The organism is Bradyrhizobium sp. Kon69 (assembly GCF_055807515.1).
Genome location: NZ_JBVVOS010000013.1, coordinates 1 through 11,950, shown reverse-complemented (window position 1 = coordinate 11,950; position 11,950 = coordinate 1). Strand labels below are relative to the sequence as shown.

The window sequence follows — 11,950 nt, the reverse complement described above, 5'->3', positions numbered from 1 at the left end:
ATGAACGGGCAATAGACGCTGACGTCGAGCCCGGCGATTCATGAGGAAGATGATCATGCCCAGCACCGTCCGCCTGCACCGCGTTCTCACGACCAGCCCGGAGAAAGTCTATCGCGCCTTCCTGGAGGCGGATGCGCTGGCGAAATGGCTTCCGCCGAACGGCTTCACCTGCACCGTCCATCATTTCGAGCCGAAGGTCGGGGGCACGTTCAAGATGTCGTTCCGCAACTTCACGACGGGCAACAGCCACGCCTTCGGCGGCGAATATCTCGAGCTCGTCCCCGGCGAACGTCTCCGCTACACCGACAGGTTCGACGACCCCAATCTGCCGGGCGAGATCCAGGTCACCGTGATCCTGAAGAAAGTATCCGTCGGCACCGAGCTGGATATCACGCAGGCGGGCATCCCCGACGTCATCCCGCCGGAGGCTTGCTATCTCGGCTGGCAGGAATCGCTGCGCAATCTGGCGAAGCTCGTCGAGCCTGAGATCAAGCAATAGCCTCTCGGAGGACGAGGCGCGCGCACAATCGCGCAAGATGCCCTACGCGCCTGCCTTCGGCGCAATCCCGCCGCTTGCGGTCCAGCGGTCGGGATCCGGGCTGTGTCCGATCAACGCAAGGCCATAGGCGATCGACTCGAACTGGTCGCCTGACATCAGCCGTTCGTTGCCGAACCGCTCGGCGAACAGCTTTCGAACGGCGGGCACGAAGGACGTGCCGCCGGTCAAGAACACCTTCTCGATCTCGCGCGCGGTAACGCCGGCTTCGCCAAGCACCTTGTCGACGGTAGCCCCGAGCCTCGCGATGTCGTCGGCAATCCAGGCTTCGAAATTCTTCCGCGTGATGGTCGAGCCGATGTCGACGCCGCCGCCTTTGAAGCGGAACTCCACCTGATCCTGCGCCGACAGTGCGACCTTGGCGTCGGACACCGCGCGGTACAACGAAAAGCCGAGGTCGAGATCGACGATGGTGATGAAATCCTCGAGCAGAGCCGGCTTCACCGCGGTGCGCGCAAGCTCCCGGAGTTCGCGCAGGTCGCCGTTGCTCTTCATCATCGCGAGCTGATGCCAGCGCGCGAGATTGGTGTAGTGGCCGGTGGGGATCGGCAGCACCTTGTCGAACGAGCGGAAGCTCGAGCCCTTGCCTAGCCGCGGCGAGACGACGTGATCGACGATGCGGTAATCGAACGTGTCGCCCGCAATCCCGATACCGGCGTGGCCGAGCGGCTCGGCGCGCAAGGCGCCGCCGGCACGCGAGAACCGCATCACCGAGAAATCGCTGGTGCCGCCGCCGAAATCCGCGACCAGCACGGTCGCATCGCGCTCCAGCCGGCGGGCGAAGGAGAACGCGGCTCCGACAGGCTCGTAGACATAGCGGGCGTGGCCGGCCCCAAGGCGCTCGAACGCGGCCCGGTAACGTTGCATCGCCAGCGCCTCGTCGGGATTGCCGCCGGCGAAGCGGACGGGGCGACCGACCGTGATGGTGGACGTCTCGAAGCCGAATTTATCGCCGCCATGGCGCGCCAGCGTCCGCAGGAACGCCGCCAAAATATCCTCGAACTTGTAGCGTTGCCGGAACACCTGGGTGGTGTTGAAGCTGGAGCTCGCGGCGAAGGTCTTGAACGACTGGAGGAAGCGGTAGACATGGCGGCCTTCGAGGAACTGCTCGATCGCCCACGGGCCGCCTTCGGCCTGGGCGCCGGCACCCGGCCGGTCCTCCCAGAAGCACAGCGCCGACACGAAGACGCTGTGGCGCTGTCCGCCATGGTCGAAGCGGATGGCCTCGACCCGGCGGTCGTCCGCCGCAAGGGCCACGACCGTGTTGCTGGTCCCAAAATCGATGCCGATCGAGACGGCGGGCGAGGCGCTCGACATGAACCACTCTGACAGATGATTGGAAGGGGGCAGACCACTAACGGCTTCGTGTGCCGCTGCCAAGGCTCCGTTTTTGGACATCGACGGTCAAATGGTTCAGTTTCGGCCGGTTTTGGGCATATCCCGCTCAAATCGGCCCATTTAACGGATTATTATGCTGCAATGCGAAGAGCTAAATGCTGCCATGCAATGGCATGCATAGACATTGGCATCTGGTATACATAAATTCCCTTTCGAAATGAGACAGCACTACTGACCGTCTCAAGAAAGGGATTTCCGATGTCCAAGACCGCTTCCGTCGCTCTCGCGCCCTCCTCCTCGCTGTTCGCCCGCCTGATGGCCACGATCGACCGCCTCCTGATGGCGAGCGCCGAGATCTCGAATCACAACGGCGACCTGCCGCGCTTCGGCCTGTAAGCTGGCCTCCTCCCGCGCCGCCGTGCGGCGGGACGGTTTCAGATCGGTTTGCATACGACTTTTGATGAATGGCCCCGGATGACGGGGCCATTTCTACTTGTGCTGTCCTGAGTCACAGCCGCAACCGGGCAAGGTCCTGCGGCATTTGCGCACGGTGACCGGACCAGCGCTTGAAGCTTGGCATAATGCATACAAGAATGCCGTTCCAGCGCTCGCAGAAAAATGAGAGGCGCCACGGGAGGCTTTATGACGGACATGGTGCAAGCAACCGCCCCGACAGCCGCGCGCGTTAGCGACACGTATCGCTGGACGCAATTGGCGGTCGGTGTCGCGGCGATGGTGATGATCGCCAACTATCAATACGGCTGGACGTTCTTCGTCCCCGACATCCAGAAGAAGTTCGGCTGGGATCGTGCGTCGATCCAATGGGCCTTTACGCTGTTCGTGCTGTTCGAGACCTGGCTCGTGCCGATCGAAGGCTGGTTCGTCGACAAATACGGTCCGCGCCTCGTCGTCCTGGTCGGCGGCGTGCTCTGCGCCGCCGGCTGGGCGATCAACGCGCAGGCGACCTCGCTCAACGGCTACTATCTCGGCATGATCATCGCAGGCATCGGCGCCGGCGGCGTCTACGGCACCTGCGTCGGCAACGCGCTGAAGTGGTTTCCGGACAAGCGCGGTCTTGCCGCAGGCATCACGGCCGCGGGCTTCGGTGCAGGCTCTGCGCTCACCGTCGCGCCGATCCAGGCCATGATCAAGGACAGCGGTTTCCAGACCACCTTCCTCTATTTCGGCCTCGGACAAGGCATCATCATCTGCATTCTCGCCTTCTTCCTGCTGGCGCCGAAGGCAGGCCAAGTGCCCAGCGTGGTGGCGAACGCCAATCTGCAACAGACCCGCCGCAACTATCAGCCGACCGAGGTGCTGCGTCAGCCGATCTTCTGGCTGATGTACTTCATGTTCGTGATCGTCGGCGCCGGCGGCCTGATGGTGACGGCCAATTTGAAGCCGATCGCGGCCGACTGGAAGATCGACAACGTGCCAGTCACGCTGATGGCGGTGACCATGACGGCGGTGACCTTCGCGGCCACGATCGACCGCGTGCTCAACGGCCTGACGCGTCCGTTCTTCGGCTGGATCTCCGACATGATCGGCCGCGAGAACACGATGTTCATCGCCTTCGGCATGGAAGGTATCGGCATCTGGATGCTTTACCTCTGGGGCCACGATCCGCTCTGGTTCGTGCTGCTCTCGGGCTTCGTGTTCTTCGCCTGGGGTGAGATCTACTCGCTGTTCCCCTCGACCTGCACCGACACGTTCGGCGCCAAGTTCGCGACCACCAATGCCGGCCTGCTCTACACCGCGAAGGGTACGGCCGCCCTGCTGGTCCCGATCGGCAACTACATGCAGCAATCGTCGGGCAGTTGGGACAACGTGTTCATCATCGCGGCCGGCGCCAACATCCTGGCCTCGGCGCTGGCGATCGCGGTGCTCAAGCCCTGGCGCAAGGTGGTGGTCGCGCAATCGACCGTCTGACGCACTCAAAAGCGCCTTCTCGTGCAAAACGCCCGGCCTCACGGCCGGGCGTTTTCGTTGTGCGCGACGTTTTCATGAATCCGCAGTTCCCAACCGGAACCCCCGCATATTTTGTCAGTGGCGCGCCAAGATAGGACTTGCAATCTGGAATATGGTATACCAAGCTCCTCATCGCGCTTGCGACGATAAGCCACAATATTGCGACATCAGGTCATCTTGCGACCCGTGTCGAACCAGACAGGCGCTCGGGAGGTTTTTGATGATTTCCAGCACCGATGGCGCTGTCACGGCCGCGCCTCTCCGCACAGGTTTCCGTTGGCTCCAGCTGGTCATGGGCATCGTCTGCATGGCGATGATCGCCAACCTGCAATATGGCTGGACGCTGTTCGTCGATCCGATCGATCACGCGCACCATTGGGGGCGCGCCGCGATCCAGCTCGCCTTCACCATCTTCGTCGTCACCGAAACCTGGCTGGTGCCGATCGAGGCCTGGTTCGTCGACAAATACGGCCCGCGCATCGTCATCATGTTCGGCGGTGTCATGATCGCGCTGTCGTGGATACTCAACTCCTATGCCGATAGCCTCACCTTGCTCTACGCGGCCGCGATCATCGGCGGCATGGGCGCGGGCGCGGTGTACGGCACCTGCGTGGGCAACGCGCTGAAATGGTTTCCCGATCGCCGGGGCCTTGCCGCCGGTGCGACCGCCGCCGGCTTCGGCGCAGGCGCTGCACTCACCGTCGTTCCGATCGCGACCATGATCGCAACGAGCGGCTATCAGCACGCGTTCCTCACCTTCGGCATCGGCCAGGGCGTGATCGTCTTCGTGCTCGCCTTCTTCATCCAGCCGCCGCGGATCTCGATCCCGCCGAAGAAGAAGCAGCTCAATCTGCCGCAGACCAAGATCGACTTCACCCCTCCCCAGGTGCTGCGCGCCCCTATTTTCTGGGTGATGTATCTCGTTTTCGTCATGGTCGCCTCCGGTGGCCTGATGACGGCGGCGCAGATCGCTCCGATCGCGCACGACTTCAAGATCGCCGACACGCCGGTCACGCTCGCCGGCTTCCAGATGGCGGCATTGACGTTCGCGATCTCGCTCGACCGCATCTTCGACGGTTTCGGACGGCCCTTCTTCGGCTTCGTCTCCGACACGATCGGCCGCGAGCACACCATGTTCATCGCCTTCGGCACCGCCGCGCTGATGCTGCTGACGCTGTCCGCCTATGGCCACGTGCCTGTGGTCTTCGTGCTCGCGACCGCGGTTTATTTCGGCGTGTTCGGCGAGATCTACTCGTTGTTCCCGGCGACCTGCGGCGACACCTTCGGCTCGAAGTTCGCAACCACCAACAACGGCATGCTCTACACGGCGAAGGGGACGGCGTCCCTGCTCGTTCCGCTCGCGAGCGTGATCTCGGCCACGTATGGCTGGAAGGCCGTGTTCGTGGTCGCGGTGGCCTTGAACGCGACGGCGGCCCTGATGGCGCTGTTCGTGATCAAGCCGATGCGCCGCTCCTTCATCCTCGGCAAGGAAGCCGAGAGCGCCAACGCCGCGACGGGGAACGCCAAGACCGAGACGGCATAACCAACACGCACCTTGCACGGGTGAGACAGGGGCGCAGCGATGCGCCCTTTTCTTTTTGGCTCACGACAAATGTCAGCATTGCTGCCGCAAGAATTTTCGGATCAGCCAAACCGAATGCTTGACGATTGGCATTATGTATACCACACTCGCCTCATCATTCACCCAGGGAGGTTGCAATGCTGGTCGGAGACATTCTGCGCAAGAAGACACCGCGCGTTGTCACGGTGCGAATGAACGAAACGGTGGGTATCGCCGCCAAGCTGATGCGCGCCAACAATATCAGCGCACTGGTGGTGAAGGACGTGGTCCGCTCCGAGGGTAATACCGCGGTCGGCATGTTCACCGAACGCGACGTCGTGCGCGCCGTCGCCGAGCACGGCGCCAATGCCGTCAACGTCAAGGTCTCGCAGCTCGTCTCGGTGCAGCAGCTCGTGTCCTGCACGTCGAGCGACACGATCGAGCACGTCCGCCATCTGATGAACCGGAATCACATCCGGCACCTGCCAGTCATCGACGATTACAGCCTCGTCTCGGTCATCAGCATGCGTGACATCGCGGCCGTCATCGACGAAGCACTCAACGGCACGCCGCAAGCAGCTTAAGGCGCCTCACTTCCCCTGCGACTACCGGCCCCTGCTCGGACCCTTCCGAGCCGGACCGGATCTTTCGTCCCGAAATCCGGCTTCTGCTGCTCCGCGAGGATTCCATGAAGATCTGCATCTACGGCGCCGGCGCAATCGGCGGATATCTCGGGGTACAGCTCGCGCGCGCGGGCGCCGACGTCAGCCTGGTCGCACGCGGCGCGCACCTTGCCGAGATGCGCGAGCGCGGGCTGACGCTGCTCGCGGGCGAGGAGAAGCACACCGTGCATCCGCGCTGCACCGACGATCCGGCCGAGCTCGGCGTGCAGGACTACATCATCATCACGCTGAAGGCGCACTCGATCACCGGCGTGATCGAGACGATGCAGCCGCTGCTCGGCCCCCACACCCGCATCGTCACCGCCGTCAACGGCATCCCCTATTGGTACTTCTACAAGCATGGCGGCCAATACGAGAATTCGACGCTGGAGAGCATCGACCCCGGCGGACGGCAGTGGCGCGAAATCGGCGCCGAGCGCGCCATCGGCTGCATCGTCTATCCCGCCACCGAGATCGAGGCGCCTGGCGTGATCCGTCACGTCTACGGCAACAATTTTCCGCTCGGCGAGCCCTCCGGCGAGACCACCCCGGACGTGCAACGCCTCGCCGATCTCTTCGTCGCAGCCGGGCTGAAAGCGCCGGTGCTCGACCGCATCCGCGACGAGATCTGGCTCAAGCTGTGGGGCAATGTCTGCTTCAACCCGATCAGCGCACTCACCCATGCAACGCTCGACGTGATCTGCACCGATCCGGCCACCCGCGCGCTGTCGCGCGCGATCATGATGGAGACGCAAGGCATCGCCGAGACGTTCGGAGTCAAATTCCGCGTCGACGTCGAGCGCCGCATCGAAGGCGCCCGTAAGGTCGGCGCGCACAAGACCTCGATGCTCCAGGATCTCGAGCGCGGCCGACCGATGGAGATCGACCCGCTCGTCACCGTCGTGCAGGAGATGGGCCGCCTCACCGGCATCGCGACCCCCGCGCTCGATTCAGTGCTGGCGATGGTGACCCAGCGCGCCCGCATCGCCGGTCTCTACGACGGCATCTCGACACGATCGGATCCGCGCGCACTGGCGGTGGCGTAATGGCTGGCGAGATCAAACAATGGCTCCGCTTCCGCAATAGCGGTACGACCGGCTTCGGCACGCTGAATTCGTCAGGCATCAGTGTGCACGAGGGCGAGATGTTCGGCCGTCATGCGGCAACCGGCAAGACGCTGGCGCTGTCGGAGGTCGAACTGCTCGCGCCCTGTGCGCCCAGCAAGATCGTCGCGCTCTGGAACAATTTTCACGCGCTCGCGGCCAAGCTCAACCAGCCCGAGCCGCCGGAGCCGCTTTACCTCCTGAAGGCCACCACCAGCATCACGACGCCAGGCGCGGTGATCCGCCGTCCGTCTTATTACGACGGCAAGACCACGTACGAAGGCGAGCTCGGCATCGTCATCGGCAAGACCTGCGCCCGGGTGTCGCCGGCGGAAGCGGACAGCTTCATCTTCGGGTACACCTGCGTCAACGACATCACTGCCAACGACATCCTGACCAGCGATCCCACTTTCCCGCAATGGGCGCGGGCCAAGGGCATCGACGATTACGGCCCGTTCGGCCCCGTCATCGCCACCGGTCTCGATCCGGCAAAGCTGGTGGTCCGCACCATCCTCAACGGCGCGGAGCGGCAGAACTATCCGATATCGGACATGATCTTCTCCGCGCAGGAGCTGGTCAGCAGGATCTCCCACGACATGACCCTGCTCGCCGGCGACCTCATTGCCGTCGGCACCTCGGTTGGCGTCGGCGTGATGAAAGAGCCGGTGAACATCGTGACCGTCGCGATCGACGGCATCGGCGAGCTGACCAACGAGTTTCGGCTGTAGCCATCGATACGGTGCGGTAGCCCGGATGGAGCGAAGCGAAATCCGGGCCGGCTCTCAAAGCTCACAGAACCCGGATTGCGCTTCGCCCCATTCGCATCGGGAAACTCCGGCGCTCCCCACCGCCCTCCACCGATCGGCTGACGCATTCAGCCGTGGATCGTGCGACCGGACCTATCCGGCAAGCCCCCGCCGCCCTTGATCTCGGTTCCGCTCTCCAATAGCAATTATGGCGATAATGTGTGCCGGCGTGAGGAAGTCACGATGTGGCTGTTTTTCCTGGTTGCCTGGTTTGTTCTGCTCACCGCCATCGCGATCTTCGCCCAGCAGGCGCTCGGTTACGATGTCGGCCACCTGCCCGCCTGGTTCGGAGGCCTGCCTGTCCCGCAGCGGTTTGCAACCGGCGCGATCCTGGCTCTGGTGCTGGCACTGATCGGCGCCTCCGCCTGGCGGCTCTCGCGCCAGGACCGGCGCCTCGACACATTGCGCGACCGCCTCAAGAAGACCCGCGAGGACGTCGTCGTCGCCCATGCCCTGCAGAACCACCTCGACGCTACCGTCCAGCACCTGATCGAGAGCGATCCCCGGGAGGCCGTCTCCGCCCTCCACGACAAGCTGGGCGAGACCGAGCAGCGCGCACTGCTGCAGCGGGGCCGCAACGAATCCACCGACATGCACGACCAGCTCGCCGAAATCCGCCGCCGCCAGCAGGAACTGCGCGACATGGTCGGCAAGGTCGCCGAGCAGCGCCGCGCGGTCGAGCCGGTTTTCACCGAGATCCGCGACCGCCAGAACCAGCTCGAACGCTCACTGCACGACCTCGAGACCGACGACCGCAAGAACAATCTCGCCGACCGGCTCAAGGACATCGCGCGCGACGTAGCGACGCTGCTGTCGCGGGTCGGCACGGTCCAGGGCACCTTTGCGACCCTGAACCAGTACAAGGAAGATCTGGCGAAGTCCCACGCCGAGCTGGTGCCGCTGCGCGCGTCGGACGCCGGCCTCAATGCCTTGATTGGCGAGCTGGGCCTCAGCCATGAGCGCCTCGTCAAGAGCGTCGACGAGCTCGAAACCGGCGGCGAAGCGCCGCTCGGCATCCGCGTCGAGGCGCTGTCGAAGAACAAGATGGAGATCGAGCAGCGCCTGGCCCGCATCGACGACAGCTTCCACATCCTGAAAGGCATCGGGCTCGACTTCGAAGAGCTCGGCCAGCGCCAGGCCCAGCTCGAACGCTCACTCGCCGGTGTCGAGACCGACGCCGACGGAAAGACGCTTGCCGACCGCCAGAATGCGCTGAACGATTTTGTTCTCCAGTCGCGCCAGCGCCTCGGCGCGTTACAGGAGACGCTGGCAACGCTGAACGCCTTCAAGACGGAGCTGTCGAAGTCCCAGGCCGACCTCGTCCCACTGAAGGCTCCCGTGTTCGGCATCGAGGCCCTGATCGCGGACGTCGGCACCACGCGCGATCTCCTTGCCAAGACCGTCGGCGAGATCGAGGCGAGCGGCGACGTCACGCTCGCCTCGCGGGTCGACGCGCTGACCAGGAGCAAGCGCGAGGTCGAAGACCGCCTCGCCCGCATCTTCGACAATTTCAATGCGCTCGACGGCTTGCGAAAAGACATCGGCGGCATCTTCTCGACCATCAGGAACAGCCTGAACCGGATCGGGTGAAGGCACCCGATCCTTCGGGATGGTTCGAACCGCCATCCCGATCCGCGCGACCAATCCGGACATGCGCTTCATCCTCGGCCTCCTCTCCGCCCTGCTCGGCGCGCTCGCCGGCTGGTCCGCCCTTGCCGCACTGGTGATCGCGCTGGCCGGGCCAGACCGCGATGGCGGCATCGCCATGGGCGCCTTCTTCGACATCGGTCCGATCGGCGGTGTGGTTGGCCTGATCGCCGGCATCTGGCTGTTCGTGCGCTTCGGCCTGGTCCGGAATGCAACGCCACAGCCGCCCACGGAAACCTCCGACACTACGCCTCACCACACCACGCGGCTCTCTGCGCCCTTTGCTCTCACCGTTCTGCTCATCGCGGCAATCCTTGGCTATTGGGGCTGGTACGAACTCATCCGCTCGCCCTATCTCAGTCACGGCTACATGACGCTCCACATCGAGTTTCGCCTTCCCGCCGGCATGACGCTGCCGGACAAGGCGGAGGATGTGCACATCGAGGTCGAGGAAGCGACAGGTTATGCCAATGCCGATTTGCCTCCGAACTGGCGCGCGCATGAAGGCGAGCGCAAAGCGATCATTGCCTCCACGTCGTTGACGTACAAAACGCGTCACCGCGCCGTCAGCCTGACGCTTCCGGGTTCGCCGACGCAGAGCTGGCCTATCGATCTCCCCTCCGATCCTGATCCCACCCCTGGCTTTTCACCCTGGCGCGTGGCGGGCGATGCGTCACCGGCGAAGATCGAGATGCATTTCCGCCTCAGCGCCGATCACTGACCAACGAGGGGCGCGAAGACCAAACATTCAGACACATCACGTCTCCGCGCGCCCGGCAGATGCCGCCAACATGTCGCGCGGATGCCGCACTGTGGACGCATTCGGCCGCCCTTCTGTGAGGTGTGTCTGGGGGCACGGCGGTGCCGTGTTTGGACCAAACCTTCTAGGGGTATGACTGTGAAGAAGATTGTATTTGTCGTGGGTGCTACGCTTACTCTGGTGACGGCTGCGAATGCTGCGGATCTGCCGCGCCGCCAGCCCGTTCCCGTCTATTCGGAGCAGGCGCCGATCGGCAAGATGCCGATTGGCAAGAGCCCGGTTGGAAAGGCCCCGATCGGCAAGGCGCCCGGCCCCGTCGCGGCGCGCTACTGACGCGCAGCGAAATACGCAGAAGCAAGCGTAGATTCTGCGTGAGTGGCCGAGATTCGAGGGGCATAGCGTGACGAACAAACCTGATCGATCGGGACCCTGCATCCTTGCGGGATTCGCGCTCGCGGCCATGCTCGCGTGCACGACACCCTCGGCCTCGGCCCACGAAGCGAACAAGCGCGTTGCTGAGGCAAACGCGCTTGCCACGACCGACGCCGTATCACGGCCGGCGCCGCAAACGACGCGGCGCGCAGTCGCGCGCGCGGAGAAAGGTCCGTACTACGTCGATTTCCGCGCCCGCACGGCCGCGAGCTGGGGCCACGCCTTCGTCTGGTATGGCAAGACCAGCGAGCGCGCCGTCGAAGTGGCAGGGCTCACGCCGGCCGGCGACACCTGGGCCTATGTGCTCGGTCACCTCACCTGGGTGCCGGCGGAGACCGGCGCGAGTTACGGCGATCTCGATCCCGACTACCTGACCGCGAACTACCGCGTCTATTTGAACGAAGCCGACGCCAAGCGCGTGTTTGCCTATATCAAGAAATTGCAGGCGAGCTCGCCGGTCTGGAACGCCGAGACCACCAATTGCACCGGCTTCATCGGCGACATCGCCGAGTACATGGGATTGAAGGTCCCCTACCGCTGGCAGCGCCCGGAAAACTTCGTCAACAGCCTCAAGGAAATGAACGGCGGCCGCCAGATGGTGCGGCTGTCGACGGAGTAGAGCCCGCCAGGGCGCACCACGCGACGCCGTCATTGCGAGCGCAGCGAAGCAATCCAGGGTCCCTCCACGGGTAAAGTCTGGATTGCTTCGCTGCGCTCGCAATGAAGATGCCGAAGCAATTGGGGCACGATGGATTGGCGGAGTGCCCGTCGGGCAAAACACCCGCACAAAGTTCCCACCCCGCCTGTCAATCCCCGCCTGCGAAAATATTCCACTTTACCGAAATTCGGATTTGTCGTACGTACGCGATACCCTGACCCGGGACAAGGGGCGGATCGCGATCGTCACGAACCGCGGGCTAGGTAGCGATGGACGCGACGGCGTCGGGCGCGAGCGGCATTGCAGGGCGGCTTCGGCTGTGAGCAATGGCTTTCGTGCCTACGACACGATGCCGACAGCGTCTTCGCATGGCTTCGGGTGCGAGCACACGCCAGCACTCGAAGCGACATGCGAGGACGTGCGCGGACGAACAAGTCGTGTGGTCCTGACGCCCGGGGT

The 11,950-nt window shown here is 63.9% G+C and carries 12 protein-coding genes; 11 read left to right on the top strand and 1 reads right to left on the bottom strand.

Translation table 11 applies throughout. From position 1 onward, the window contains the following. The first annotated feature begins 55 nt into the window (after positions 1-55). A complete protein-coding gene (locus tag AC0L3U_RS18415; protein ID WP_007593330.1) occupies positions 56-499 on the top strand; it encodes an SRPBCC family protein in 444 nt (147 codons plus the stop codon). 42 nt (positions 500-541) lie between these two features. On the opposite strand, the gene AC0L3U_RS18410 is transcribed toward AC0L3U_RS18415, so the two are convergent. After that, positions 542-1,873 (bottom strand): Hsp70 family protein, encoded by a 1,332-nt coding sequence (locus AC0L3U_RS18410; protein WP_473362669.1) that lies wholly within the window; start codon positions 1,871-1,873, stop codon positions 542-544. Positions 1,874-2,152: 279 nt separating this feature from the next. Between AC0L3U_RS18410 and AC0L3U_RS18405 the strand changes: the two genes are divergently transcribed. The 10 genes from AC0L3U_RS18405 (at position 2,153) to AC0L3U_RS18360 (ending at position 11,452) form a co-directional block, all read left to right on the top strand. Next, entirely contained in the window at positions 2,153-2,290 is a 138-nt protein-coding gene (locus AC0L3U_RS18405) for a hypothetical protein (protein WP_007593333.1), read from the top strand. Positions 2,291-2,536: 246 nt separating this feature from the next. Beyond that, positions 2,537-3,823 (top strand): oxalate/formate MFS antiporter, encoded by a 1,287-nt coding sequence (gene oxlT / locus AC0L3U_RS18400; RefSeq protein WP_473362668.1) that lies wholly within the window; start codon positions 2,537-2,539, stop codon positions 3,821-3,823. A 259-nt stretch (positions 3,824-4,082) separates the two neighbouring features. Next, positions 4,083-5,405 carry an oxalate/formate MFS antiporter gene (oxlT, locus tag AC0L3U_RS18395; protein WP_007608345.1) on the top strand — a complete coding sequence of 441 codons (1,323 nt, stop codon included), beginning with the start codon at positions 4,083-4,085 and terminating at the stop codon, positions 5,403-5,405. Positions 5,406-5,581: 176 nt separating this feature from the next. After that, entirely contained in the window at positions 5,582-6,007 is a 426-nt protein-coding gene (locus AC0L3U_RS18390; protein WP_027569141.1) for a CBS domain-containing protein, read from the top strand. A gap of 104 nt (positions 6,008-6,111) precedes the next feature. Beyond that, positions 6,112-7,131 carry a 2-dehydropantoate 2-reductase gene (locus tag AC0L3U_RS18385; protein ID WP_473362667.1) on the top strand — a complete coding sequence of 340 codons (1,020 nt, stop codon included), beginning with the start codon at positions 6,112-6,114 and terminating at the stop codon, positions 7,129-7,131. Then, entirely contained in the window at positions 7,131-7,916 is a 786-nt protein-coding gene (locus tag AC0L3U_RS18380; RefSeq protein ID WP_473362666.1) for a fumarylacetoacetate hydrolase family protein, read from the top strand. The genes AC0L3U_RS18385 and AC0L3U_RS18380 overlap by 1 nt, the downstream gene beginning before the upstream one ends. A 261-nt stretch (positions 7,917-8,177) precedes the next feature. Further along, entirely contained in the window at positions 8,178-9,584 is a 1,407-nt protein-coding gene (locus AC0L3U_RS18375; protein ID WP_473362665.1) for a hypothetical protein, read from the top strand. Between the two features lie 19 nt (positions 9,585-9,603). Then, positions 9,604-10,362, top strand: a complete 759-nt coding sequence (locus tag AC0L3U_RS18370) for a hypothetical protein (RefSeq protein WP_473362664.1) — start codon at positions 9,604-9,606, stop codon at positions 10,360-10,362. 171 nt (positions 10,363-10,533) lie between these two features. Then, entirely contained in the window at positions 10,534-10,734 is a 201-nt protein-coding gene (locus AC0L3U_RS18365) for a hypothetical protein (RefSeq protein ID WP_456765121.1), read from the top strand. A gap of 67 nt (positions 10,735-10,801) precedes the next feature. Continuing rightward, positions 10,802-11,452, top strand: coding sequence for a hypothetical protein (locus AC0L3U_RS18360; protein WP_473362663.1), 651 nt, complete (start codon positions 10,802-10,804; stop codon positions 11,450-11,452). The last annotated feature ends 498 nt before the right edge of the window (positions 11,453-11,950 follow it).